The sequence below is a fragment of the Pseudoalteromonas sp. OF7H-1 genome (genome assembly GCF_022347825.1).
Lineage (GTDB): Bacteria > Pseudomonadota > Gammaproteobacteria > Enterobacterales > Alteromonadaceae > Pseudoalteromonas > Pseudoalteromonas maricaloris.
The window spans coordinates 113012-138409 of sequence record NZ_JAKRFX010000006.1 but is presented as its reverse complement, the minus strand read 5'-3'; the positions used below and the strand labels follow the sequence as shown (position 1 = coordinate 138409).

Here is a 25398-nt window from a genome sequence, read left to right as displayed (position 1 = left end):
TTATAGTCCAGAAAAGAAACAGAAAAAAGGTTTAATTACAATGCGCTTAAATGGTGTGCAACGCCTCTTAGAGACAGGTTTGATTGTAAGCACGGCTGCAGCAATATTTATGTTGTGTGCGTTGATAAGTTTCGACCCAGCCGATCCTGCTTGGACTCAATCCGGTGAGTACGTAAAAGTAAACAATATAACGGGTGCTGCCGGAGCTTGGCTGGCAGACATTATGCTGCTGAGTTTCGGTTGGCTGGCGTTTTTGATCCCAGCGGCGCTGCAGTTTCTTGGTTATCTACTGTTTAAAAAACCGCATAAGCTACTGCAACTCGATTACACCACGTTAGGTTTACGCCTTATTGGCGCGACGCTGTTTATTACCTCTGCGAGCGCAATCAGCAGCATCAATTTCGATGATATCTATAATTTCTCATCTGGTGGGGTAGTAGGGGATGTGGTTGCTGGTGCAATGATGCCTGCCTTTAACTTTACCGGTACTTCTATACTGTTACTGTGCTTTTTCTTTGCCGGAATGACATTACTTACCGGTGTATCTTGGGTTGAATTTGTTGATTATTTAGGTGAAAAGGTACTCGCCGGTTTTAGATGGTTACGCGATAGGCTGACAGCAGAGCGCAATATAGAGCAAACGCAGTCAGTTTCACAGAAACCTGAGGGTGCTGGCACCAAAACGGATAGAGTAGAAAGTGAGACACCAATAATAGCTACCGAGCGAAACGATGATCATGAGCAGGCTCTCCAGCAGCAAACCGATACTGAAATTAATATAGATTTCGATGCTGAAGAAGAACCCAGTGGACTTGGTAAATTAAAAGATAAATTGTTCCGCAAAACTAACACTGAATCTACACCTCAAACTTCGTCTGCACCGCACTCTGATCTACAAGAGAAGAGAGAGCCGTCGGTGTTCGATGAGCTAGATGATATTCTAGAGCAAGAAATCAACTTTTCAGCGATAGAGGATGAGCCACTAGATACTGTCGCGGCTTTAAATGCCTTGGATGAAGCACCAGTACACGAAACCAAAGTAGTTTCTCCGGCAAGGCCTCTTAAGCCTAAAGTACCTGAAAAGGCGGCCAATGGTTATCAGCCTCCACCAAGCGCAAAAGAGCAATTTGAAGCGCTTCTAGAAGCTCAGCCACCTGCGGATCCATTGCCTTCATTAGATTTGTTGGATAGACCTGACAAGGCTAAAAACCCAATCTCGCAAGAAGAGTTAGATCAGGTTTCGCGGTTGGTTGAAACTAAACTATTAGACTTCAACGTACAGGCGCAGGTAGTTGGTGTGTATCCAGGTCCTGTCGTTACGCGTTTTGAGTTAGATCTCGCGCCGGGCATTAAAGTTGCTAAGATCACAGGTTTAGCAAAAGACTTAGCGCGTTCATTATCTGCAGTCAGTGTGCGTGTAGTTGAGGTTATCCCGGGCAAGACGTATGTGGGTTTAGAGCTACCTAACAAACACCGTGAAATCGTGCGTTTGTCTGAAGTGATAGGCGCCCCTAAGTTTGAACAAAATCCATCTCCTTTGACTATGGTGCTTGGTAAAGATATCGCAGGCCAACCGGTCGTTGCTGATTTAGGCAAAATGCCGCATTTGCTGGTGGCCGGTACCACTGGTTCTGGTAAGTCAGTGGGCGTTAATGTCATGATCTTAAGCTTGTTATATAAGTCGCCGCCAGAAGATGTGCGAATGATCATGATAGATCCGAAAATGCTTGAGCTTTCAGTTTACGAAGGTATCCCACATTTATTATGCGAAGTGGTTACCGATATGAAAGAGGCAGCAAACGCGCTACGCTGGTGTGTGGGGGAAATGGAACGCCGTTATAAGCTGATGTCGGCACTCGGTGTTCGTAACCTCAAAGGTTACAATCAAAAGATTAAAGACGCTAAAGAAGCGGGTCATCCAATTTTAGATCCACTCTTTAAAGATACAGACGGTATGGCGGATGAACCACAAGAGCTAGATAAATTACCGAGTATCGTGGTCGTTATAGACGAATTTGCCGACATGATGATGATTGTTGGTAAAAAAGTAGAAGAGTTAATTGCACGTATTGCACAAAAGGCGCGAGCGGCAGGCATACATTTAGTGCTGGCAACACAGCGTCCATCAGTAGATGTTATTACGGGTTTGATCAAAGCGAATATACCAACGCGAATGGCGTTCCAAGTATCAAGTAAGATTGATTCACGTACAATCTTAGACCAACAAGGTGCGGAGAATCTGTTGGGTATGGGTGACATGCTCTATTTGCCGCCAGGAACGAGTGTTCCGGTTCGTGTACATGGCGCGTTTGTTGACGATCATGAAGTACATGCGGTAGTGAGTGACTGGAAAGCAAGAGGCAAACCAAACTACGTAGAAGAAATTCTATGCGGTGAAGCGACTGAGGATATTTTACTACCAGGCGAAGCACCGGAAGGTGGGGATGAAGAGTCTGACCCACTTTATGATGAAGCCGTTGGGTTTGTTATTGAAACAGGCAAAGTGTCTGTTTCGAGTGTACAACGTAAGTTAAGGGTTGGTTATAACCGTGCCGCTCGATTAGTTGAGCAAATGGAAATGTCTGGAGTGGTAAGTGCTCCTGGTCATAATGGTGCACGAGATGTATTGGTAAAAGGTGGAGCCAATTAATGAAAAAATTTAAGCAAATTGCGTTGCTAACGGTATTATCAAACCTCTTTATTCAGCCTGTGTGGGCTGATGAGGCAGCGATGCAAAGTCTAAAAGGAAGACTGGCTGAATTAACCAGTTTTCAAGGTAAGTTTGAGCAAATCGTTAAAGATCAAGAAGGCAATGAGTTGCAAACCGGCGAAGGGGCGATAACCTTAGCGCAGCCACTAAAAATCCGCTGGCAACAAGAGATGCCGGATGACACTTTATTTGTATCAAGCGGAGCAACAACCTATTACTACGATACGTTTGCTGAGCAAGTGACCATCCTAGATACGACTAAACTTATTGATACTACGCCATTTGTGCTACTTACGACCCAAGAGGACAGTCAATGGTTGAAGTACAACGTAGCTCTTAACGGTCAAGAATATCTGATCACGCCAAAAAACAAAGTAGACTCGCAGGTAGAGCAATTAACACTGCGTTTTGATGATAAAAATGACGGCTTAGCATTATTGAAAGTGAACGATATTTCAGGTCAAGTCTCTACGTTTAGCTTTAAGGAAAGCAAAGTCAATGTACCAGTAAAAGAGAGTTTGTTTGAGTTTACAATTCCACAAGGAGTGGTCGTAGACGACCAAAGAGGCAGTGACTAGTTTAGGGTTTGATTTTACACCAGATGTACGACCGTTGGCCGCAAGAATGCGGCCAACCTCGTTAGAGCAATATGTCGGGCAGAGTCATATTTTGTCCAAAGGCTCTGTACTTTATCGTGCGATTGAATCTGGACGCTGTCATAGCCTGATCCTTTGGGGGCCACCCGGGGTGGGTAAAACCACCCTTGCTGAGATCATTGCCAACTATGCGGATGCAGAGCTTATTAAGCTTTCCGCTGTTAGCGCGGGAATTAAAGAGGTTCGTGAAGCGGTCGTCGATGCTAAAAACCGATTAGCTCAGTTTGGCAGACGTACGCTGTTATTTGTTGATGAAGTACATCGCTTTAACAAATCCCAGCAAGACGGATTTTTACCTCACATTGAAGATGGCACCTTTATTTTTATTGGCGCGACCACTGAAAACCCTTCTTTTGCACTGAATAACGCGATCTTGTCTCGCGCGCGTGTCTATACCTTACAATCGCTTGTAGAGGACGAACTAGGTCAAGTACTTAAAGATGCGTTGTCCCGCGATGAACAGCTGTCGAAATTAGCTATCACCATTGATGACAGCGCGCTTGAACTCATCGCCAAAGCAGCTTCGGGAGATGCAAGAAAGGCACTTAATTTGCTGGAGCAGGCGGTTGACTTAAGTTTTGAGCCAAACTCAAACACTCATTTGGTGAATGAACTTGTACTAAAACAAGTGTTGCCCAGCCAATTATCAAGTTATGACAATAAGGGCGACCTATATTATGACCTAATCTCAGCGTTTCATAAGTCAGTTCGTGGCAGCGCACCAGATGCGGCACTTTATTGGTATTGCAAAATACTAGCAGGCGGAGGCGATCCGCTCTATGTAGCAAGGCGATTGCTGGCGATCGCCACGGAAGATATCGGCAATGCAGACCCAAGAGCGATGCAAGTTGCGTTAAATGCTTGGGATATATTTCATCGTGTTGGGCCAAGCGAAGGAGAGCGTGCGATAGCACAGGCAACGCTTTATCTTGCAAGTGCGCCAAAAAGTAATGCGGTCTACATGGCTTTCAATCAAGCTAAACGTGATGCTGCAAGTGATCCGAATTACCCCGTACCTGAACATCTCAGAAATGCACCAACAAAGCTAATGAAAGAGCTCGGTTTTGGCGAAGAATACCGTTATGCGCATAATGAACCAGGCGCCTTTGCCGCCGGAGAAAATTACTTCCCTGAAGCCATTCAAGAGCGACAATATTATCAACCCACAGACAGGGGACTTGAGAAACAAATCGCTGACAAGCTCAACTATCTACGGACGCAAAATGCACAAAGTAGCATCAAGAGGTACAAGTAGCGATGCTGATACACTATTTCACAATTGCGCTAGGTGGAGCGTTTGGTGCAATGTTACGCTTTTTTATCAGCGATATGTCGATAAAACTCTTAGGTAAGGGATTCCCTTTTGGGACGTTGATCGTTAATATTCTTGGTTCATTATTGATGGGTGTGCTTTACGGTTTAATTGAAAAAGAAGTTATTTCGGTTTCACCATCTAAAACGTTGATAGGTATTGGCTTTTTAGGTGCTCTGACTACTTTTTCTACATTCTCAATGGATTCCTTGTTGTTACTTCAACAAGGGCAATATGTGAAAATGGCGTTTAACGTCACATTAAACGTGGTGGCGTGTATCTTTATGGCCTGGGTTGGTCTCTGCCTCATCATGCAAAAAGGTTAAAAAAACAATGTTAGATTCTAAATACTTTCGTCAAGACATCGAGGAAGCTGCTGCGCGTCTGAAAAAGCGTGGTTTTGAACTCGATGTTGCTAAGATCACCGAATTAGAAGAAAAGCGCAAAGCGCTACAAACCAAAACTCAGGAATTACAGAGTGAGCGTAACAGTTCCTCCAAAGCGATTGGTCAAGCTAAAGCGAAAGGGGAAGACGTTCAACCTTTACTAGATGCTGTTGCAAACTTGGGCGATCAATTAAGTGCGGCAAAAGAAGAGCAAGACAAAATTCTTGCTGAACTTAATGACTACGCAATGTCGTTGCCAAACCTCCCTGCTGAAGAGGTACCTGCAGGTGTCGATGAGTCTGAGAATGTTGAAATAAGCACTTGGGGTGAGCCAAAGCAGTTTGATTTTGAAGTTAAAGATCATGTTGACCTTGGCGAAGCGCTTGATAAGGGTCTCGATTTCGAAACTGGTGTTAAGCTAAGTGGTTCTCGCTTTACAGTGATGCGCGGTGGCGTAGCACGTATGCATAGAGCACTTGTACAACTAATGCTGAATACGCACACTGAGCAAAATGGTTATACCGAAATGTATGTACCATATCTTGTGAATAAAGCGAGCTTGTTTGGCACGGGTCAGCTTCCTAAGTTTGCAGAAGATTTGTTCCATACAGAAGCATTATCTGAAGACCAAGATGGCTTTAGCCTAATTCCGACGGCAGAAGTACCATTAACTAACTGCGCTCGTGATGTTATTTACGACGAAAAAGAGCTGCCGATTAAGATGACGGCGCACACGCCTTGTTTTAGAAGCGAAGCAGGTAGTTATGGGCGTGATACGCGCGGACTTATTCGTCAACACCAGTTTGATAAGGTTGAACTTGTCCAGCTTGTAAAACCTGAAGATTCTATGGCAGCGCTTGAAGAGTTAACAGGCCATGCTGAGCAAATTTTACAAGCACTTGGCTTACCTTACAGAAAAGTGGTGCTTTGTACAGGAGACATGGGTTTCGGTGCGACGAAAACGTACGATTTGGAAGTTTGGTTACCAGCGCAAAATACCTACAGAGAAATCTCTTCTTGTTCAAACATGTGGGATTTCCAAGCGCGCCGTATGCAAGCGCGTTTCCGCCGTAGTGGTGAGAAGAAGCCAGAACTACTTCATACTCTTAATGGTTCTGGTTTAGCGGTAGGTCGTACTCTAGTTGCGATTTTAGAAAACTACCAACAGGCAGATGGGTCAATTATTGTGCCTGATGCACTAAAACCATATATGGGTGGTGTAGAGGTTATTAAAGCAAGCTAAGATAGTACTGCTTAATTGAGCTTTGCTCGATTTAAAAACTCAAGTTATTGAAAAGAGGTTGGATTCGTCCAGCCTCTTTTTATTACTATATTATGAATGTTTTTTTACAGAGAAATATAGAAAAACAAGATCTTCAACCTATAATTTACGTCTTGAATATCTAGGTATCTACATAAAATTAAAATAATTATGCTTTTTGTGCTCAGCTGTACAAGAATTACATTTCTGATCATTGCATGACTCGCTGAGATGTGATTTATTGAAGGTATGGGTTTGGCCAAATCTCATCGGTAAGTAGCACATCTGTATGAAATACGATGTCGCTCGTGTTTAACTTTTCTCAATAAAATCTTTAATTTAAATTGTTAGTACGAATTGTCATTATATCGCAAGTCAATATCTTCGTTTTGAATGACGTTCGCTTAAGTTTGAACTACACAGTATTAGAAACGCTAATGCTGATCGAGAAAAAGGTGAGGATATTACCTATGAAGAGACAGAAAAGAGACCGTTTAGAAAGAGCACATTCACAAGGATTTAAGGCAGGATTAGCCGGTCGGTCGAAAGAAAATTGTCCCTATCAACAAGTAGAACACAGATCAGAATGGTTAGGCGGATGGCGAGAAGCGATGGATAATCGCAACATCTTTAAAACCTGATACCGAATTTTAGGAGAGCAAAGCCCCAGATGGGGCTTTGTGTGTTTTTAAAGCTATAAAACGATAACAGCGAAAAAGTTAAAATGCGCTGGTATCTTGGAAAAGTCCTACTTTCAAATCTTTTGCTTCATAGATCACGCGACCGTCAACTTCGACGATGCCATCTGCTAGACCCATAAATAGCTTACGTTTGATAACGCGCTTCATTTCAATGCGATAAGTCACTTTTTTAGCCGTCGGTAAGATTTGACCCGTAAACTTCACTTCGCCCACACCGAGTGCACGACCAAGACCAGGACCACCAGACCAACCAAGGAAGAAGCCTACCAATTGCCACATCGCATCCAACCCTAAACAACCAGGCATTACTGGATCACCTTTGAAGTGGCAGTCGAAGAACCACAGATCAGGGTTTATGTCGAGTTCAGCAATAATTTGACCTTTACCATGCTCACCACCGTCATCATTAATTTGAACGATGCGATCCATCATTAGCATGTTGTCGCTAGGTAGGCGGCAGTTGCCTTCACCAAACATTTCTCCACGACCACATAAAATAAGTTCTTCTTTTGTATAGCTGTTCTTCGGTTCCATAAATCTTCTTCTTAGCTTGCAAATTGACGCTACTTTAGCGTACAGATGTACGCTAAACAACTCCGAACAGTTAAAAAGCGTACGGAGACTTGTAAATTTTGCGCTAAAGATATGTCTATTTGATTAAATTTCAAAAAATTGAAGAGATTAAATGCAAATCAGTTCCAATTAGGGGCGATTTATAATGTGAAAATCATTATAATCGGGGATGATTTTTTAGCAGGCTATTTTAGGTGATCTATGATCCTTTTTGTTGACTCTTTGACCGTAATTGATTTTTCGTACCTTTGCCCACGTCGTGGTGCGGTAGGTGAAAGCTGGATCACCGATATTGTGTTGCATGGTGAGCTAAACGAAGAGTCTATGGTGTTAGACTTTGCAAAAGTTAAAAAGCAAATCAAACGTATTATCGACGAAAAGCTGGACCACAAATTAGCGGTACCCAGCGCACTTGCGTGTAATGCAAAACACAGTGAAGGCCGATTTGAATTTGATATGCAATTTGATGGAAATCACTTAGCCATGAATGCACCGGAAGAGGCGGTGTGTGTAGTGGAAGGGGATGAAATCAATGAAGCCAATGCAATTGCTTACCTTAAGTCTGTTATTATGCCGCATATGCCTGACAACGTGAAAGATTTAGATATAACACTGCGTCCAGAGGCCGCAACAGGCTTCTATTATCACTATAGCCATGGCTTAAAGAAACATGATGGCAACTGTCAGCGTATTATTCATGGTCATCGTTCATTGATTGGTGTGAAGCTAAATGATATCAGCATGCCTAGAATACAAAAACAATGGGCGGATAAATGGCAAGATATTTATCTTGGCAGTGAAGAAGACTTGATTGATCCTAGTTTGCTTCAGTATGTAACCGCTCAAGATGAAGATTATGCATTCGCGTATACCTCGTCGCAGGGATATTTTGAGTTGGCGATCAGCAAATCACGTTGCGATATATTACCTTGCGATACAACAGTTGAATGTATTGCGGACTATCTTGCAGGCCAAATAAAGGCGCAAAATCCACATGATAAGGTTGAAGTAAGAGCATACGAAGGGGTTGGAAAAGGAGCGATTGCGTATGCTTAAACGTGCAATTGTCATATTGCTTGCGAGCACCACATTATTTGCTGAGGCGCTTGAATTAAAAGGTAACCTGACACAAGGTGGCTTGGTCGTCGGTAAGCTTGAAAATGCAACTGAGATAAAGCTAAACGAAACAGAATTAAAGCGCTCTAAAGATGGCTATTTCGTGTTTGGTTTTGGCCGTGATGCTGAACTTAACCACATCTTGAGTTGGCAGTCTGATGATGGTCAAAAGCATCGCCAAGCGATAGTGATCACGAAAAGAGATTACGATATAGACAAGATCACGGGAGTGGCGAAAAAGTATGTTTCGCCACCAGAGTCGGTGCTAAAGCGCATACGTGAAGAAGCACAAGCCGTGTCAAAAGCAAGACAAGGCAATTCGGATTTATTATTCTTTAAAGACCCTGTTTTCAGACCTGCGAAGGGCCGTATTTCAGGTGTTTATGGTAGCCAAAGATATTTTAATGGTGAGCCAAAACGACCACATTTTGGATTAGATATCGCAAACAAAACGGGTGAACCGGTCTTAGCGCCGGTATCGGGTAAAGTAGTGTTTGCAAATCCAGATCTTTATTACAGTGGCGGCACTTTGATTATCGATCACGGTCACGGTATTACTTCTACGTATATCCACCTTAGTAAACTGGATGTTAAGGTTGGCGATACGGTAAAAACTGGCGATAAAATCGCTGAAATTGGCGCGACGGGCAGGGTAACTGGCCCGCATTTAGATTGGCGCTTTAATTGGTTCGGGGAACGACTCGATCCAGCTCTACTTATGAAAGATACACTAGCGGATAAAGCAGTACAAAAATGACAGACGAACAAAGACAAGCCATTGTTGAGCAACGCATTAAAAGCTCAATCACACACGTAACAAAAACCGTATTCCCAGGCCGTACAAACCATCACAACACCTTATTTGGTGGTGACGCACTGGCTTGGATGGACGAAGTTGCCTTTATTGCTGCAACGCGTTTTTGTCGCAAACCTTTGGTAACGATTTCGTCAGACCGAGTCGATTTCAAAGAGGCAATTCCTGCTGGTACTTTTGCTGAATTAGTATCGAAAGTAGTGCATGTTGGTAATACCAGCTTAAAGGTTGATGTTGAAATCTATCTTGAAAGAATGCACAAAGATGATAAACACTTAGCAATTACCGGTAGTTTTACCTTTGTTGCCGTAGATGACAATCATAGGCCAACTCCTGTGGTTTGTGACAAAATGCTAAACGGCTTTGATAGCTAGTTTTTCGCTAAGATTTTATTTTTAAAATCTCTAAAGCAAATATAGGGCTAAGCCCTATATTTAATAGATTAAAAAGAACACATCATACAAATCTTTTTAAAATTGCTATTCGTCAAGAACGGCTAAAACCATTCATGATAATTAATCGAGCCATCATTTGTTATTCGAATCGAGTTTCCTTCATTCAGAGGACAAATGAGTCACTTTTTACTCATAATTTTTTGACAGTCAAAAAGCCAAAGACCATACTTTTTACCAATATAGTGAAATAGGAGTGGTGCTCATGGCAATTCCAGTAACCGTTGCAGACGATTCTATGATGTCGAGAAAGGCTGTGCTTAGGGCAATACCTGAAGACTGGGATGTCGAGGTCAGTGAGGCAAAAAATGGCAAAGAAGCATTGGTGATGGTTGAGCAGGGCAAAGCTGAGGTGTTATTTTTGGATCTAACTATGCCAGAAATGGATGGTTTTGAAGTTCTTACGCATCTACACGAACACCACGCAAAAACCGTGGTAATCGTTATTTCCGCCGATATTCAGCCCGAAGCGAAGAAGTTGGTGGATAAACTCGGCGCATTTCGCTTTTTGCAAAAGCCACTACAAAAAGAAGAGTTACATAACACGCTACAAGAGCTAGGTTTATTATGAACATGCCACTCAGTGAAGAGCAAAGGGATGGCTTGCAAGAGCTAATGAATATATCCATGGGCCAGGCAGCGAACTCTTTAGCTCGATTAATTGAAACGAAAATTAGCTTATCTATCCCTGAAATTACTTCGGTAAGCCCAAATCAACTCAATGAGATCTGTAATACCGCACATGTTTACAGAACGAGGCAGTCATTTTTAGGGGAAATTAAGGGTGAAGTCATTAATCTATTGTCACCACAAGGCTTACAAGAAATAGCCGAGCTTATGGACTACGATAGTCCACTCGATGACTCTGATCTCAATGAAGTCTTATTAGATTTGTCTAACATTTTGGCTGGCGCATGTTTAAACGGCTTCTCTAGTCAGCTAGAGCTTAAAACCTCATTGACTATGCCGACTATTTATAAACATCAACTATCCGACGACATTGCTGAGTGGAAAACCACATTAGTAATGAAAATTGCATTTATAATCGAGTCTATTGCTTTTGATTCGAGAGTGATTATTTGTTTAGATGAAAACTCCATTAAAACAGTGATCCAAAAACTTAATGCCATGCTTGGAATAGAGGACTGACTGTGTTTAGCGAATTGCAGCGTTACATTCCGGTTGGAATTTGTGTCCTAGACCAAGCACATACGGTGGTTTTTGCGAATGATTTTTTGAAAAACCGGCTACCGGATAACACTCCCAAAAATATTGAGGGCATGTCCATCGATGAGGTATTTCCTGAAGCTGCAAAAATCATTAAGCGGAAATTGAAGAGTGTTTTTGCTTTAAAAGCAGCAAGTTTTAGCTACTGGGAGCATCGCCCTCACGTGTTTGAACTTAGCAGCAGCCGTCCCGTTACTGGCGATGAAACTTCAATGTATCAGAACATTCAATATGTGCCAATTTTTGAGCATTCTGAAGAAGTGAAAAAGGTATGCGTGATCATACAAGATGTGACGGAGCTTGCGAGCTATTATCAAGAGCAAAAACGTCTAACCGAAGCATTAGAGATAGAAAAGCAGGAGTTAAAAACACTCAACCTTAAGTTAGAAGCTGCACAAAACCAATTACTACAGTCTGAGAAAATGGCAGCAATTGGTCAACTTGCTGCTGGCGTGGCGCATGAAATCAACAATCCAATTGGTTTTGTGAATTCCAATATTCAAAGTTTAGAAGGCCAGGCTAGCGGACTGTTTGCGATGCTCGATTTTTATGAATCGAATTTTAGTAGACTTGCTGACAGTGATTTAGCACAGCAGGAGCAGCAGCTCCAAAATCAGCATAGTATCGACTTTTTAAAGGAGGACGTACCTGAATTACTGCAAGAGTGCTTAGAAGGGCTGGACCGAGTTTCCAAGATAGTTGAGAGTTTAAAATCCTTTTCTCATGTTGATAATCAGGAGTGGCAAGAGGCAGATCTCATTAAGGGGATTGAAAGTACGCTTAAAATAGCCAACAACTCAATTAAGTACCATGCGGTTATCAACAAAACTTACTCGCTTGATGATGAAGTGTTGCTATATTGTCAGCCGATGCAGATTAATCAGGTATTTTTAAACTTAATCATCAATGCTGCACAGTCGATAGAGTCAAGCGGTACGGTAACTATCTCTATCGAAGATAAACAAAACGAGGTGATTATTGCCATCCAAGACACAGGCAAAGGGATCCCAGCTGAGGACATCAATAAAATTTTTAATCCATTTTTTACCACCAAACCTGTTGGTCAAGGTACTGGCCTTGGGCTGTCTCTATCATATAGTATCGTCGCCAAGCACAAGGGTCGCATTCAAGTTGACTCACAAGTCGGTGTAGGCACAACGTTTACAGTATCCTTTCCTAAGCTCAGCGAAGCAGATTTCTCCGACGAATTTACGGATAAGTAATTAATCAAACCCAGTTCATAATAAAATTAGCCTTCATTAGGTTAGCGTTTCTTTGCAATTCATGTACTTCCTTATTGCTTTTGTTCTGATTATCCAGTTTTCAATCAGTTGGCTTTAGCTTTCTGCCACAGGTTTCGTTGTCAAAAAATCCACTATAAATCCGTCACCGCGGTAACACTTAACACTAAGGAGTTATTTGTAACCACCTGTTTTTAAACTTATTTTTACCACTCAAAAATAGTTAAAATAAATTATTGCTCAAATTTTGACAGATAATAAATGTGAGACTAAAGTAACATATAAGACAAATGAGACGGGGCGAAAAATGCAAGCGATCACAGAAAACACACAGTCATTGCAATATCTCACTTTTCAGTCAAGACAGGATTGCTATGCAATTGAGATCCTTTCAATAAAGGAGATCATTGAATTGGGCTCCGTGACAAAAGTCCCTTTGATGCCTGAGTTTATTAAAGGAGTGATTAATTTAAGAGGCTCAGTTGTACCCGTTATCGATCTGTCAGCTCGGCTTTGTGGAGAAGTAATAGAAGTTGGCAGACGAACCTGCATTATCATTTGTGAATTCAGTATTTCTGACAACCTCATTGAGATGGGTGTCATTGTTGACGGCGTTAATGAAGTCATAGAAGTTGACGCAAAAGATCTAACCAACTCACCTCAGTTTGGCGCGCAAATCAGAGCTGACTTTATCGCTTCCATGGTAAGACGCGGAGATGAGCTACTCATCGCGCTAGACCTTGAAAAAGTTCTCTCAGTTGAAGAGATGGCTGAGCTGATAGAGTTAAGCGAGCGTGGTAGTCACCTTGGGGAGTCAGCATAATGCAGATACTTCCAATTAATGAGCTAAAGGCAATCTACAAGTACTACATTAGCGCTGCGGTGTTGCTAAGCCTAGTATTGTCTCTCACGCTATTGCTCAGTGTTCGCGTTGATATTTTGTCGCTATCTTCTGTGCTCATCACCAGTGCACTCTTAGCGGTAACGTTAAGGCAGCGTCACTTAACTGCAAAAGTAATTCTTGATTGTGAGACATTTGCTAGTTATTCAAGTGAGATGCAAGAGCATTGCGAGGTAGAGCAGCACAATACAGAATCTGTAGCCGCGATTTTAGAAACTGTTATTAACCAGGTCTACAGTATTAAAACCTTGGGTAATGACTCGGTTTCAGGGCTCACCTTGCAGTTTTCGGAGCTAAGACAGGCACTAAATAACACTATCGAATCGGCACGAGGTTCTGTAGAAAATTTTGGTGATGATGAACACTGTTTTGCCAAACACAGTCAAGAAGAACTCAATGAAGTCCTGCACAGTTTGCGTGTGGCTCTTGGTTCAAAACTCGAGGTCGTCAATTCCAATCAAGCTGTAAGCCATGCCGCCAAGGAATTAACTGAGCAAACCAAATCCATTCAAAAAATATCAAAAGAGATCACGTTATTGTCACTCAACGCATCAATTGAAGCTGCAAGAGCGGGGGAAGCCGGTCGGGGGTTTGCCGTGGTAGCGGAAAGGGTGCGTGAGCTTTCGGATATTACCTCAGAAGCTGCAGAGCTTATTATTGAAAAGATGAACGGCTTAACCAATGCCGTTGCTGACAATACTGAAAAGCTCACCGAATCACAGGCACAAGACGTTACGCTTATGGATGACGCTGAATTACATATCCGAAAAGTACTCAATGAGATGGCGACGGTCGCTAATGAGCTGACGCAATCGGTACATGGTTTAGATGATACCGCAAGCAAGATAAAAGCGAACGTCGACGACGCGATAACCGATTTTCAATTTCAAGATAGAGTGAGCCAAAAGCTAGAACACATTTGCAAAGGGCTTACTTCATTAGTCTCGCTATACAGGACAGAAGGTGAGCTAGGCGAGGAAGGGTTGGCTGCATTACAGCAAGAAATGTTCAACTCTTACACCATGAAAGAAGAAAGGGAATGTCATGTTTCAACCACTGAAAATACGTCTCAACACGACCATGTTGAAGACGAAGTAACATTTTTCTAGGAGGTCTTATGACTAAGAAAATTATGATAGTAGATGATTCGGCTTCAATTCGTCAGGTGGCAAAAATGACACTACTCGCTGAAGGTTATGAAGTCATTGATGCCTGTGATGGTCTTGACGCAATCAACAAGCTAGATGAAGGCAAAATCAACCTGATCATTAGTGACTTGAATATGCCAAACATGGATGGGCTGAGCTTGTTGAAGAAGGTAAAAGAAATGGGCCAATATCGCTTTACGCCTTTTTTGATGCTAACCACAGAATCGGGCTCTGATTTCGTGAGTCAAGGTAAGCAAGCGGGAGCAAAGGCTTGGATGATAAAGCCGTTTAAACCCGAAAAGCTGATTAATACCGTTTCACGTATTTTGGCTTAGGAGCATAAATATGAGCAACTTAACCATTGTGCTGCCAGAAGTATTGACCATTTATGAAGTGAGCAAAGTGGCAGCAAAATGGCAGCTCATGTTAAGCGATGACACGACGGCGATAGCAATTGATCTTAGTGAGCTGTTGGAGGTGGACGCTGCAGGCTTTCAATTAGTTGTAGCACTCGCACAGTGTTGTACGGAAAGGCCATTATCTGTGATAGGTGTCGATGAGCATCACTCACCTTGTGCCTTATGGCTACTCAATACCTTAGTTGCATCAAACTGCGCGCAAAGGAGGTAAGATGGTTGATTTATCCGAAATTCAAGCGGTCTTTATTGAAGAAGCCAAGGAGTTGGTACTTCAATTTGAAGAAAGTCTCTTGGCAATGGAGTCTATACTGCCAAATAGTGACGACGAGATCATAAACGAGGCGTTTCGTGCTGCACATACCATAAAAGGCTCAGCCGGTGTTGTTGGCTATGACCATATTGTCGATTTTACGCATTTTGTTGAAGCAACAATGGAGCTTCTTCGTGATCACGCGCTAAATCCTTGCGAAAAACTGATTTCGACTTTGCTCGAATGTAATGACCATATAAATGCGTTAATTAAGTGCTTAGAGTCAAACGAAGATTTTCCTCAGGCGTTGACCGATGCTGAAGCTGGGCTGCTAGAAAGTTTAAAGTCATATAGTGGTTTGCAAGACCAAGCCTCAAGTGAGCAAACCGTTGTCGAAAATCAAGAAGCAACGCAGAGCTTTCGAGTCTCAGCGCAGTTTTATAAGGCCTGCATGGTGGATGGTTTTGATCCACTCTCGATTATTCGCTACATCGAAAGTAAAGGTAGTATGGTAGAAGTAGATTGGCTAATTGATGAGGTACCTGCGCTTAACGCGGTCACACCAGATGAACTAGAATTATGCCATTTTAGAATGCAGCTAGAGATACATCACTCTACGCGAGAAGATATTGATGAAGCATTTGAGTTTATTGCTGCAGAATCAAATATTGAGATAGCCCCAATTGAAGATGATAAGCCAACGCCAACACTTGTCAAAACTGATAAACAGCCCACCAAAAATAACAAAGTCAAACCAAAGAATCCCGAGCGGATGATGAAAATACCGGCGCAGAAGCTAGATGAATTAGTCAATGAACTTGGCGAGCTGGTTATCGTGTCTGCGGCACTCGAAGATCACACCAAAACAATACGCGACTCGGCCCTTACCGAAATTGTTGAGCATATTCAACAACTCGTTAGTGATGTGCAAAGCAGTACACTGCAACTCAGAATGGTACAGATAGGCGAAACGTTTAATCGCTTTAGCCGTGTTGTACGCGACACCTCAAAGGAGTTGGAAAAACAGGTTTCTTTAGAAATTATGGGGGCTGAAACCGAACTAGATAAATCAATGGTTGAAAAGATAGTCGACCCTCTTACGCACTTAGTTCGCAATGCCATTGATCATGGTATGGAGTCACCAACACAACGAGCGGACAGTGGAAAGCCCGAATACGGTACGTTATCACTCAAAGCCTTTCATGATTCGGGCAGTATTGTAATAGAGATCAGTGACGATGGACGCGGGCTAGACAAAGAAAAAATTAAAGAAAAAGCAATTCAGCGTAATCTGATCTCACCTGATACTGAGCTTACCGACAAAGAAATTGCTAACTTAATCTTCGAACCAGGCTTTTCCACAGCCGAAAAAGTATCAAATATCTCGGGACGCGGTGTTGGCATGGATGTGGTGAGAAAAAACATTGAAGCGGTACGTGGAACGGTGAGTGTTGAATCTGTCGAGCACCAAGGTACGTGTTTCCAACTCAGGTTGCCGTTAACCATGGCCATTATCGATGGTTTTATGGTGAGTGTTGCTGATGCTAAGTTCGTCATTCCACTCGATATGGTTACAGAGTGTATTGAACTTCCGCTTGGCAATGGGGCAACTCGTCAAACCGATTACATTAATCTGCGCGGTACAGTGCTGCCATTTATTCATTTGAGTCGTATTTTCGACTTACCCACGAACCCTAAGATCAGACCAAGTATTGTCGTTGTGAAGTACGGTCAGTTGCGAGCAGGCATCGTCGTCGATCAGCTGTTAGGTGAGTTTCAAACGGTCATCAAACCACTTGGTGCGTTATTTGAAAAGATGTCGGGGATCAGTGGCTCAAGTATTTTAGGGTCAGGAGACATTGCGCTCATTCTTGATGTACCAAAGCTTATTCATGATTTTGCTCATGAACCTGAATCTAGAAAATTAGCTAACTCTTAATAAGGGGATACATAATGGGAATTTTACCAGCAATCTTTGACAAACAAGTTAATCAACTGTCGAAGGCAGTCGTAAACGCGATTGAACACTCAGATCTTACCCAAGTAAACCCCGCTTTATATGAAGGGGAAGCCAAAACACTTGCGACCAATGTATTAAGTTTGCTTAAAGGCAATGCAGAATTAGAGGCTATCGAGACTACAGGCACATTTGCTGCTCTCCTAGATGGTGCTGGTCGGATTGTTCATCAAAGCAATCAATTTACCCAGCTTATTGCAAATAACGCACAAAGTGATGGTGGATATATAACTGATATGCTGTCGCTGCACAATAACTTTTCCGAGCTGATAGATAAGACCACCAAAGTTAATATGCCAAGCGGATCTTATCAATTAGAAATCATGAAATTGACACAGCCCATTGCTAACTGTAGTTTCGTGGCTAAATTAATCAGCCAATCGAGTTTGAGCGCTGGAAGTAATAGCGGTTTTTATAAACAAGCCATGGATTACAGTACCGCTTGTATTATGCTGGCTGATGAAAATTACGACATTGTTTATATAAATCGTGCCATGCGAGACATGTTACTCAGGTTAGAAACTGCGATCCAAAGCACGTTACCTACCTTTTGCGTTGACAAACTGGTGGGAGGAAGTATCGACCAATTCCACCGTAATCCAAGCCACCAGCGCACTATGTTAGCGAGTTTAAGCTCTACGCACGTTGCAAGACTCGGGTTTGGTGAGCACAGCTTGGAGCTCATGATCACCCCCGTATTTGATGAAAGCAATAAGCGTATTTCTACTACGGTTGAGTGGAAAGACGTAACTGATGAAAAGCGCAAAGAGCGCTTGTTAGAAGAAGAGTTTGGTGTTGCCTTCCAAGCGGTAGCTTGCGGGGAATTTGACAGACGCATTGAAGCCAGTGAGTTAGAGGGATCGATAGGCAGAATTGCAGAGGCATATAATAAGTCGATGGAAGTGCTGGAATCGGTACTTGAGGACAATTTTGCCGTGCTCAACGCAGTGAGTGAAGGTAACTTATCATTAAAGCCCAAAGTACAAGCACAAGGGCTTTTAGGTGAGCTGGCGCAACGTACAGCCAATCTCACCGATGTGTTAGATACTTTAGCGACCGATATCGTCGAGTTGGTTTCGCAAGCGGTCAAAGGAAACATCCAAAATCGCGCAGACACCTCAAACTATGCCGGCGCATTTAAAACCATGACTGATGGTCTTAACGAGGTATTGGAAGCGACTGAAAAACCGATTCAAGAAATTGCTAACGTCATGGAGGGGTTAAAAGAAGGTCGCCTTGATGTTGAGATTACAGGAAGCTATTCAGGTGTCTATGACGAGTTGAAGCAAAGCGTCAATAGTACAATCTCCAGTTTAAGTCGCATTATTTGTGATGTTCGTTCTAACTCTGAATCGCTAGCGCAGGCATCAACTGAAGTCTCCTCTACAGCACAGTCATTGGCACAGAGTGCAAGCGAACAAGCCTCGTCAGTTGAAGAGACATCAGCCTCGGTTGAACAAATGACGGCATCCATTGCCCAAAATGCAGAAAACTCCAAAATCACCGACGGTATGGCATCAAAAGCTGCGGGTGAAGCACAAGAAGGCGGTAGCGCCGTGGAAGAGACCGTATCGGCCATGAAACAAATTGCCTCTAAGATAGGTATTGTTGATGACATTGCTTATCAAACGAATCTGTTGGCACTGAATGCTGCCATAGAAGCGGCTCGAGCTGGAGAGCATGGTAAAGGGTTTGCTGTGGTGGCTGCAGAAGTCAGAAAGCTTGCTGAGCGATCTCAATTTGCAGCGCAGGAAATATCTCAGTTAGCATCTGGCTCAGTGAGCAAAGCCGAGCGGGCAGGCAGTCTACTTGCTGAAATCGTACCTGCGATTGGTAAAACCTCTGATTTAGTACAAGAGATCTCCGCAGCGTCAGACGAACAAGCTGCGGGTGTCGGCCAAATCAACGACTCGATGAATCAAATCACCCAGCTAACGCAGCAAAATGCGTCATCGTCAGAAGAGCTTGCAGCCACCGCGGAAGAAATGTCCAGTCAAGCAGAGACGCTTACCCAGCTCGTCGCCTATTTTAAAATCGGAGACATTGAAAGCCAAAGCAAAATGCGCGTGTTAGAAGGAGGCAAGCCGCAAACAGAAGCACAACCCGTCGCCGAGCGAAAAGAAGCTAGTGCTGGACAAGCTCGCTCAAAAGAGCACTTTGAACAGTTCTAAGGAGGTGCCACATGATTGGGGACTTTATTAGCGATCAAGAATTTACCTGTATTGCTGACTTCTTCAAAGCCGAATCAGGAATACATCTTAGGGATCATAAAAAGAACTTAGTCTGTGGACGACTAAATCAAAGACTGAGGATTTTAGGATTAAGTAGCTATGGTGAGTACATTGAGTATCTAAAGATACCCAATAACAAAGGTGAGCGAAATATGTGCATCGACTTGCTGACTACCAATGAAACCTATTTCTTCAGAGAGCGTAAACACTTTGAAAAGTTAGCAGAGCTGTTTACCACTTACTACCAAAAGTCTGCACCAGATATTTGGTGTGCGGCTTGCTCTTCTGGCGAGGAAGCATACACCTTGGCCATGTGCACGCAGGAGCATTATGGTCACGGGAATTGGGTGGTGCGTGCCAGCGATATTTCTGAGCGGATGCTGGATTTAGCGAAAAAGGCAATTTACCCCTTACATCGTGCTAAAAACATTCCTGACGAATACCTAAGGAAATACTGTCTAAATGGCGTCGGAGAGAAGACCGGCTATATCATGGTGAATGATGAGCTCTATCATAAAGTTAATTTTTTCAAAAATAATCTACTTGTGCCTTATATCGGTGGTAAAGCTGACATAATATTCCTCCGTAATGCACTGATCTATTTTGAAAAAGATGAAAAGGTAAAAATCCTAGAAAATATTTATAGGGCGATGCCGAAGCAAGGTTTTTTGTTTTTAGGACACTCTGAGAGCTTAAATGGCGTGTATGACAAATTTGAATCAATCGCCCCTGCGGTGTATGCAAAATGTTGATGCCAAGCAGAGACGTTGAATCAATATTTTTGCAGCCGGGTAGTTTGGCGATTGAGTCATTTCGTCCAGCAACGCTCAATACCTTACTGGGGTCCTGTGTTTCATTTGTTTTAGTGTCTAAGCAGCACCAACTAGTTGTTGTGAGTCATATGCTATTGCCAACCACAGAAAAGCTGAATGACGATGAGCCCGCTAAATATGTCGATAAGACTTTTTCGTTGGTTCGCCAATATTTAAAGCGGTCTAGTATCCCTGAGAATTGTGTGGAGATTAAGCTTTTTGGTGGTGGAGAGATGTTCAAAACGTCTTGTTCAGAGACTGTCGGTATGCGAAACATCGAAATGAGTCATAAGCTGATTGACGATTATGGATTTAGGCTTGTCGCGCGCGATGTTGGTGGCCCTTATTATCGGAGAATTCAAGTGGATCTCAAGGATGGCGCTTGCCGGGTAGACCGTTTTCATGTTGCGTTATCGAGTAGGAGAGCAACCTGATGTCGAATAAAATTTCCGTCTATATTATCGATGACTCTGCTGTGGTAAGACAAACGGTCACTGCGATGTTGGAGTATTCGCCTGAAATCTGCGTAACTAAGGTGTTTAGCAACCCTGTCTTGGCGCAGCCTAGCGTGTTGGCAGAGCCGCCAGATGTAATTATTCTTGATATAGAAATGCCACAGATGGATGGCATTACCTTTTTACGCTGGCTTATGGCCAATAAACCTATCCCCGTGATCATTTGTTCATCGCTAACAACCACAGGTGCTCAATTGTCGGTAGAGGCACTCTCTCTTGGCGCATTTGAAATCTTAACTAAACCAGAGTGTGGCTTAAAATCATTTCTTGAGTCTCAACGCGAGCAATTTATTAAAGTGGTTAAGCAAGCGAGATTCTACAGACCAAAGTCTTCTACGGAAGACATAAACCGTGCGCCTGCTATCAATGTCGCAATGAGCACTACTAACCTTGCCATTAATACCACTGATAAAGTGGTAGCCATCGGCACTTCGACAGGGGGGACGCAAGCGCTTGAGTACATATTTAGTCAATTAGAACCCGAATTGCCTGGTATTGTGGTGGTACAACATATGCCAGCCAACTTCACTAAAGCCTTTGCTCAAAGGCTAAATGATATTTCAAAATTAAGGATTAAGGAGGCTGAGCATAACGAACGCGTACTGGCTAACCATGTGTACATCGCGCCAGGAAGCCATCACCTTCAGCTTGTTCGTCGTGGTGCATTCTATTACACTCAGCTCAAAGATGGGCCGCCAGTGCAGCGCCATAAGCCTTCGGTCAATGTATTGTTTCAATCTGTTGCGAAGCAAGTTAGAAGTAATGCTATCGGATTTATATTAACCGGAATGGGCGCAGATGGTGCATTTGGTTTGTTAGAAATGAAGAAATCGGGGGCGAAGACTTATGCACAAGATGAAAGCTCCAGCATTGTATTTGGAATGCCAAAAGAGGCCATTAAGCTAAATGCTCACAGTAAAGAAGTGACTCTAGCGGATGTGCCGACGACAATAACTCAATGCTTTTCATAATGTTGCTGTTTTGGTAAGCGCAACTCTTGTCTACACGATTAAAAGGAAATTAGCTTGAAAGCGGCCATATTAACCCGTAATTTTTATCATGGATTGGCTGTAGTTATAGCCATCACTCTATTTGGATGTGCGTCACAAAATAGGACAGTTTTAACACCCACCGAGAAATTGAACGTTGAAGCGTTTCACTGTGGCGAGCAGTGGATGACAGAGGTCGATGATCTTTTAATAAGTGGCGATGGTAGCGGGCATGGTCCTGATCTTGGCAGCCAAGAATGGCAATCGGTCATTGAGTTTAAACTTGGTGTAAGAAGTTACTCGGATAAGCCTGACCGTAGCACGCAGGATTGGTGTCGCTATATTGACGAGCACTTAAAACAACATACCCTACATACGCCTTCATTCGCTTGTAACGAGGTAAGAGCAGGAAGCATGGAAGCCGATATTTGTAACAGTGCGGCGTTGTCTCGACTGGATCGCAGGCTCAATTCTGTGTATGAAAAAATTGTAAAAGAGCCGCATTCGAAGCAGCTTCAAGCCGAGCAAATAGGGTGGATAAAAGGGCGCAATGCGTGTTGGAAATCTAGCGATATCACGCATTGCTTGAAGCAGTCGTATATTCACCGTATTGCCGAGCTTGAGGCTCGTTTTGCATTAGTGACTAGCTCCGGGCATACGACGTATCTCTGTAACGATAAGTTATTATCCGTTTTTTACTATGATACTCAGCCACTAAGCATGGTCGCAGAATTTAATGACAGTGAAAAGCTGATGTTCATCGATAACTCCGCCAGCGATATTCATTACCGCGCTGGCGATTATCACCTTAAAGTACAAAGTAATGTAGCAATATTAACTTGGGGTTATTATCAACAGCCCATCCTGTGCAAAGTTACAGTAGACTAAGTTTAGAAGCAGATTAGCGCTTCGAGTTGAAGCGTTAATCACTGGTTGAATGATAGCAAATCTTGTCGAGCATCATGATAATAAACGAGTCGTCTTTTGCTTTTCCTAAGAACTCCATAGCGTTAAATTCAAACGTCCCATCAGATTTGACTTCGTATTGAAGAAGAAAATCAAACTTTTCGCCTTCTTCTTCTACATAACCATCAATATTTATGTAGTTTCTGCCCCAATCGCTTGTGAGATAATCCCAAGTGAGTTCGGTAAAAAAATTATTCATAACTTGGCGAAAAGTGTAGTCGCTACACTCTTTAAACGGAGTGTCCTGCATTCGGTCAATTTCTAACTCAGCAGTATAATCGGCATAAGCTACTGATGAGGTGACTAAAAATCCAAGTGCAGCTAGGTTAAGTGAGAGCTGTTTCATCATTTTCCATTTTTATGTCCGACGCGAAATTAAAGTATATCAAGCAATATGAAATATTTTGTTATTCGAACCAAACTACTTTATTTTTGCCAGTATGTTTAGCCTCATACAAAGCTTTATCAGCATCATTTAAATGTGCTGTAATAGACATTTTTTCCATCTCGGGAAGTACCGCTTTTACACCAATGCTGACCGTGAGGTGTATTTTCTCTTTTTCTGACAGTGTAATTTCCAAGTTAGATATGGATTCTCTGATGGTCTCAATCAATGCGCTAGATGATCCATGTGTGGCATCGAGTAACACAAATGCAAACTCCTCACCTCCCATTCGCGCGGTAAAATCATCACTGCGTAGCGCATCCTTTATGGTGTAAGCAATCCGCTTGATGGCTTTGTCACCAGCATCGTGACCGTAGGTATCATTAATAGACTTAAAGTTATCGATATCTACCATACCAATTAAATAGGGGAAGGATATCTCACCAACTTCGGCGGCTTTTTCCATAAAGGCACGTCGGTTGGGCAGGCCTGATAAGGTGTCGGTCATTGCAAGTTCAAGCAGTTTGTTTTCTGCTTCTTGGCGCTCTTTATCGAGTTTAACCGCATAGTATAAACCCGCTAGAGAATCGACCAGTGGTTGTAAGAATTTTGCATCTTCTTCGGTATAGTCAAAAAACTTATTCGCAAGTCCTATCATACCGACCAATTCGCCATTGAGCTTTATCGGCAGCCCCAAAAACTTAGAGATCCTTGGATGTCCTTTTGGCGTGCCTTTCGATGCAGGGTGCTTGCCTCGTTCATTACTAATGACGGTTTTTCCCGTCAGGATCACTGATCCGAACAGATTATTAAAATCAGTAAAATAGAGATCGTTATCATAATATCTCTGTACCAATTGAGAGCTTAAATCATTCCACTGCATTTCTGAAATGGCATGAATAAAGAGCCTTGGTACACCGGCGGTATGCTCAAGCTCGCCGATCAGCGCAAATTGGCTATCCGCAATGTCGATGAGCTCTTCTAGAATTTCACGGCATGATTTAGACAGATCACCAGTCTTTAAATAGGCTGACTGTGCTTTACTGATAAAAGACAGTAATTGTTTTTGCTTTCGCTCTTGCAACTGTGCTTCCATCCGGTAAGTAATATCCCGGTGAGTACCAGCAAGGCGCAGTGCTCTGCCGCTATTATCGCGTTCAACCACTTTGCCATAGGTTTCTATCCACACCCAGTGTCCGTCGGCATGCTTCATTCTATAGGACGTGGTGTAGGCATCGGTTAACCCTTGTAGGTGCTTGGCTAGGTCTCTTTCTACGTGACTACGATCGGCTGGATGAATAAGTTGGCGGAAGTAATTAACGCTGGTCTCAACGTATTCAAATTCAATTCCAAGCATATCACACCACTTTTTATTAACTTTATTGATATCTGCTGGAATATTCCAATCCCATGTACCTAGCTCCGAGGCTTCTAACAACAGGCGCATCTGTCGGTTCGTCTCATTGAGTTTGTCTTCGGTGTACTTTTGCGCAGTATTTTCGGTAATAAAAGCCTGAATGCTTGTCATTCTGCCGTCGTGGTTAAAATGCGCCACGGTGATCATACGGATCCAGATCTGTTTTGAGTCTAATGCCATCTCTAGCAAAATTTCAGACGCTTCTAAACCATCCAAGTGGTTTTGTAAATTAAAATGAAATTTCTCAACACTTGGCTCGGTGAGTAAGTCTTCAAAATGCAATTCCCCGGAGCATAAGTGAAAAGCGTCAATACCAATCACGCGCTCAATATTCGGAGAAACCGTACGAATGCGCAGCCCATTATTATACTTCCACTTAATTAACACGATTGGTGAAAAACGGATTAACTCTTGATCTTCAAGGTATAATGAATAGTTTTTTTGTAGCTCTAAAATATTGGTGATAAGACCGCTGATCGTCTCGAGTAAATGAACATCTCGCTCGGCATAGGTTTTCGGTTTGGTATCGATTAAACATACGCCACCGATTGGCTTGCCGTCGAGTCGAAAAGGTACGCCCAAGTATGAGCGAATGTAGGGCTCGCCAGTCACGAGCGGGTTATTGGCATAATTTTCATCCAAGGCGGTATCTGGAACAAGTAAAGACTTGTTATGTTTGATTAAGCTCTTGCAAAAAGCATCTTGCTCCGGTGTCCTGTCGGCTAGGATCCCATGTCTGGCGATAAGATGTTGCCATTGCCCTTCGATTACAGTGACTAAAGTTATTGGTACCTCAAAATAATCAGATAGGGAGGTAAGTAGCGTATTGAGGTCGGCGAGCGGAAAGCTTGATTCGACTAAATCTTGTGTTAATTCAACTTTTGCAAAAGTATCCACGC

25 protein-coding genes are annotated in these 25398 nt (G+C 42.8%); 22 read left to right on the top strand and 3 right to left on the bottom strand.

What is annotated here, in order from left to right:
* The first annotated feature begins 40 nt into the window (after window positions 1-40).
* From MHN30_RS09605 to rmf, 6 genes are all read left to right on the top strand, one after another.
* Window positions 41-2650 (top strand): DNA translocase FtsK, encoded by a 2610-nt coding sequence (locus tag MHN30_RS09605; protein ID WP_239359368.1) that lies wholly within the window; start codon window positions 41-43, stop codon window positions 2648-2650.
* Window positions 2650-3288 (top strand): outer membrane lipoprotein chaperone LolA, encoded by a 639-nt coding sequence (gene lolA / locus MHN30_RS09600; RefSeq protein WP_069020658.1) that lies wholly within the window; start codon window positions 2650-2652, stop codon window positions 3286-3288. Before MHN30_RS09605 ends, lolA begins: the two co-directional genes overlap by 1 nt.
* Window positions 3281-4621 (top strand): replication-associated recombination protein A, encoded by a 1341-nt coding sequence (locus MHN30_RS09595; protein ID WP_239359366.1) that lies wholly within the window; start codon window positions 3281-3283, stop codon window positions 4619-4621. The genes lolA and MHN30_RS09595 overlap by 8 nt, the downstream gene beginning before the upstream one ends.
* 2 nt (window positions 4622-4623) lie before the next feature.
* Window positions 4624-5004, top strand: a complete 381-nt coding sequence (gene crcB, locus MHN30_RS09590; protein ID WP_239359365.1) for a fluoride efflux transporter CrcB — start codon at window positions 4624-4626, stop codon at window positions 5002-5004.
* Between the two features lie 7 nt (window positions 5005-5011).
* A complete protein-coding gene (serS, locus tag MHN30_RS09585) occupies window positions 5012-6307 on the top strand; it encodes a serine--tRNA ligase (RefSeq protein WP_130164097.1) in 1296 nt (431 codons plus the stop codon).
* A gap of 488 nt (window positions 6308-6795) precedes the next feature.
* Entirely contained in the window at window positions 6796-6966 is a 171-nt protein-coding gene (gene rmf / locus MHN30_RS09580; protein WP_010372771.1) for a ribosome modulation factor, read from the top strand.
* A gap of 78 nt (window positions 6967-7044) precedes the next feature.
* On the opposite strand, the gene fabA is transcribed toward rmf, so the two are convergent.
* On the bottom strand, window positions 7045-7560 hold the full coding sequence (gene fabA / locus MHN30_RS09575) for a 3-hydroxyacyl-[acyl-carrier-protein] dehydratase FabA (RefSeq protein ID WP_010372774.1): 516 nt from the start codon (window positions 7558-7560) through the stop codon (window positions 7045-7047).
* A gap of 240 nt (window positions 7561-7800) precedes the next feature.
* Here fabA and MHN30_RS09570 point away from each other — a divergent pair, with 240 nt between their 5' ends.
* The 16 genes from MHN30_RS09570 (at window position 7801) to MHN30_RS09495 (ending at window position 22619) form a co-directional block, all read left to right on the top strand.
* Window positions 7801-8655 carry a 6-carboxytetrahydropterin synthase gene (locus MHN30_RS09570; RefSeq protein WP_130164096.1) on the top strand — a complete coding sequence of 285 codons (855 nt, stop codon included), beginning with the start codon at window positions 7801-7803 and terminating at the stop codon, window positions 8653-8655.
* Window positions 8648-9472 carry a M23 family metallopeptidase gene (locus MHN30_RS09565; protein WP_099029095.1) on the top strand — a complete coding sequence of 275 codons (825 nt, stop codon included), beginning with the start codon at window positions 8648-8650 and terminating at the stop codon, window positions 9470-9472. Before MHN30_RS09570 ends, MHN30_RS09565 begins: the two co-directional genes overlap by 8 nt.
* Window positions 9469-9903 carry an acyl-CoA thioesterase gene (locus tag MHN30_RS09560; RefSeq protein WP_010372783.1) on the top strand — a complete coding sequence of 145 codons (435 nt, stop codon included), beginning with the start codon at window positions 9469-9471 and terminating at the stop codon, window positions 9901-9903. Before MHN30_RS09565 ends, MHN30_RS09560 begins: the two co-directional genes overlap by 4 nt.
* Window positions 9904-10186: 283 nt before the next feature.
* Window positions 10187-10552, top strand: a complete 366-nt coding sequence (locus MHN30_RS09555) for a response regulator (RefSeq protein ID WP_010372787.1) — start codon at window positions 10187-10189, stop codon at window positions 10550-10552.
* On the top strand, window positions 10549-11130 hold the full coding sequence (locus MHN30_RS09550) for a chemotaxis protein CheX (RefSeq protein ID WP_010372790.1): 582 nt from the start codon (window positions 10549-10551) through the stop codon (window positions 11128-11130). The genes MHN30_RS09555 and MHN30_RS09550 overlap by 4 nt, the downstream gene beginning before the upstream one ends.
* A gap of 2 nt (window positions 11131-11132) precedes the next feature.
* Window positions 11133-12431 carry an ATP-binding protein gene (locus MHN30_RS09545; protein WP_239359364.1) on the top strand — a complete coding sequence of 433 codons (1299 nt, stop codon included), beginning with the start codon at window positions 11133-11135 and terminating at the stop codon, window positions 12429-12431.
* Window positions 12432-12756: 325 nt separating this feature from the next.
* Entirely contained in the window at window positions 12757-13272 is a 516-nt protein-coding gene (locus tag MHN30_RS09540) for a chemotaxis protein CheW (protein WP_010604740.1), read from the top strand.
* Window positions 13272-14459, top strand: coding sequence for a methyl-accepting chemotaxis protein (locus MHN30_RS09535; protein WP_239359363.1), 1188 nt, complete (start codon window positions 13272-13274; stop codon window positions 14457-14459). Before MHN30_RS09540 ends, MHN30_RS09535 begins: the two co-directional genes overlap by 1 nt.
* Window positions 14460-14467: 8 nt before the next feature.
* Window positions 14468-14833 (top strand): response regulator, encoded by a 366-nt coding sequence (locus MHN30_RS09530; RefSeq protein WP_010604742.1) that lies wholly within the window; start codon window positions 14468-14470, stop codon window positions 14831-14833.
* A 10-nt stretch (window positions 14834-14843) separates the two neighbouring features.
* Window positions 14844-15128, top strand: coding sequence for an STAS domain-containing protein (locus tag MHN30_RS09525; protein WP_130164093.1), 285 nt, complete (start codon window positions 14844-14846; stop codon window positions 15126-15128).
* 1 nt (window position 15129) lies between these two features.
* The gene (locus MHN30_RS09520) at window positions 15130-17106 is read left to right on the top strand and encodes a chemotaxis protein CheA (RefSeq protein ID WP_239359362.1); all 1977 of its coding nucleotides are present in this window, start codon (window positions 15130-15132) and stop codon (window positions 17104-17106) included.
* A gap of 14 nt (window positions 17107-17120) precedes the next feature.
* Window positions 17121-19355: a methyl-accepting chemotaxis protein gene (locus tag MHN30_RS09515; RefSeq protein WP_239359361.1), complete on the top strand. Its 2235-nt coding sequence runs from the start codon at window positions 17121-17123 to the stop codon at window positions 19353-19355.
* A gap of 11 nt (window positions 19356-19366) precedes the next feature.
* Entirely contained in the window at window positions 19367-20167 is an 801-nt protein-coding gene (locus tag MHN30_RS09510) for a CheR family methyltransferase (RefSeq protein WP_010604746.1), read from the top strand.
* A complete protein-coding gene (locus tag MHN30_RS09505) occupies window positions 20161-20661 on the top strand; it encodes a chemotaxis protein CheD (protein ID WP_239359360.1) in 501 nt (166 codons plus the stop codon). The genes MHN30_RS09510 and MHN30_RS09505 overlap by 7 nt, the downstream gene beginning before the upstream one ends.
* Window positions 20661-21713 carry a chemotaxis response regulator protein-glutamate methylesterase gene (locus MHN30_RS09500; protein WP_130164090.1) on the top strand — a complete coding sequence of 351 codons (1053 nt, stop codon included), beginning with the start codon at window positions 20661-20663 and terminating at the stop codon, window positions 21711-21713. The genes MHN30_RS09505 and MHN30_RS09500 overlap by 1 nt, the downstream gene beginning before the upstream one ends.
* A gap of 54 nt (window positions 21714-21767) precedes the next feature.
* On the top strand, window positions 21768-22619 hold the full coding sequence (locus tag MHN30_RS09495) for a lysozyme inhibitor LprI family protein (protein WP_239359359.1): 852 nt from the start codon (window positions 21768-21770) through the stop codon (window positions 22617-22619).
* Window positions 22620-22653: 34 nt separating this feature from the next.
* On the opposite strand, the gene MHN30_RS09490 is transcribed toward MHN30_RS09495, so the two are convergent.
* Complete coding sequence (locus MHN30_RS09490; protein ID WP_239359358.1) at window positions 22654-23043, bottom strand: hypothetical protein; 390 nt, start codon at window positions 23041-23043, stop codon at window positions 22654-22656.
* A gap of 61 nt (window positions 23044-23104) precedes the next feature.
* On the bottom strand, window positions 23105-25396 hold the full coding sequence (locus MHN30_RS09485; RefSeq protein WP_239359357.1) for a diguanylate cyclase: 2292 nt from the start codon (window positions 25394-25396) through the stop codon (window positions 23105-23107).
* Between the last annotated feature and the right edge of the window lie 2 nt (window positions 25397-25398).

Coding starts and splice junctions, on each gene's coding strand:
- MHN30_RS09515 (WP_239359361.1), top strand. CDS start 17,121: ATGGGAATTTTACCAGCAATCTTTGACAAACAAGTTAATCAACTGTCG.
- MHN30_RS09570 (WP_130164096.1), top strand. CDS start 7,801: ATGATCCTTTTTGTTGACTCTTTGACCGTAATTGATTTTTCGTACCTT.
- serS (WP_130164097.1), top strand. CDS start 5,012: ATGTTAGATTCTAAATACTTTCGTCAAGACATCGAGGAAGCTGCTGCG.
- fabA (WP_010372774.1), bottom strand. CDS start 7,560: ATGGAACCGAAGAACAGCTATACAAAAGAAGAACTTATTTTATGTGGT.
- MHN30_RS09535 (WP_239359363.1), top strand. CDS start 13,272: ATGCAGATACTTCCAATTAATGAGCTAAAGGCAATCTACAAGTACTAC.
- MHN30_RS09520 (WP_239359362.1), top strand. CDS start 15,130: ATGGTTGATTTATCCGAAATTCAAGCGGTCTTTATTGAAGAAGCCAAG.
- rmf (WP_010372771.1), top strand. CDS start 6,796: ATGAAGAGACAGAAAAGAGACCGTTTAGAAAGAGCACATTCACAAGGA.
- lolA (WP_069020658.1), top strand. CDS start 2,650: ATGAAAAAATTTAAGCAAATTGCGTTGCTAACGGTATTATCAAACCTC.
- crcB (WP_239359365.1), top strand. CDS start 4,624: ATGCTGATACACTATTTCACAATTGCGCTAGGTGGAGCGTTTGGTGCA.
- MHN30_RS09555 (WP_010372787.1), top strand. CDS start 10,187: ATGGCAATTCCAGTAACCGTTGCAGACGATTCTATGATGTCGAGAAAG.
- MHN30_RS09530 (WP_010604742.1), top strand. CDS start 14,468: ATGACTAAGAAAATTATGATAGTAGATGATTCGGCTTCAATTCGTCAG.
- MHN30_RS09505 (WP_239359360.1), top strand. CDS start 20,161: ATGTTGATGCCAAGCAGAGACGTTGAATCAATATTTTTGCAGCCGGGT.
- MHN30_RS09510 (WP_010604746.1), top strand. CDS start 19,367: ATGATTGGGGACTTTATTAGCGATCAAGAATTTACCTGTATTGCTGAC.
- MHN30_RS09500 (WP_130164090.1), top strand. CDS start 20,661: ATGTCGAATAAAATTTCCGTCTATATTATCGATGACTCTGCTGTGGTA.
- MHN30_RS09605 (WP_239359368.1), top strand. CDS start 41: ATGCGCTTAAATGGTGTGCAACGCCTCTTAGAGACAGGTTTGATTGTA.
- MHN30_RS09540 (WP_010604740.1), top strand. CDS start 12,757: ATGCAAGCGATCACAGAAAACACACAGTCATTGCAATATCTCACTTTT.
- MHN30_RS09565 (WP_099029095.1), top strand. CDS start 8,648: ATGCTTAAACGTGCAATTGTCATATTGCTTGCGAGCACCACATTATTT.
- MHN30_RS09490 (WP_239359358.1), bottom strand. CDS start 23,043: ATGAAACAGCTCTCACTTAACCTAGCTGCACTTGGATTTTTAGTCACC.
- MHN30_RS09525 (WP_130164093.1), top strand. CDS start 14,844: ATGAGCAACTTAACCATTGTGCTGCCAGAAGTATTGACCATTTATGAA.
- MHN30_RS09560 (WP_010372783.1), top strand. CDS start 9,469: ATGACAGACGAACAAAGACAAGCCATTGTTGAGCAACGCATTAAAAGC.
- MHN30_RS09550 (WP_010372790.1), top strand. CDS start 10,549: ATGAACATGCCACTCAGTGAAGAGCAAAGGGATGGCTTGCAAGAGCTA.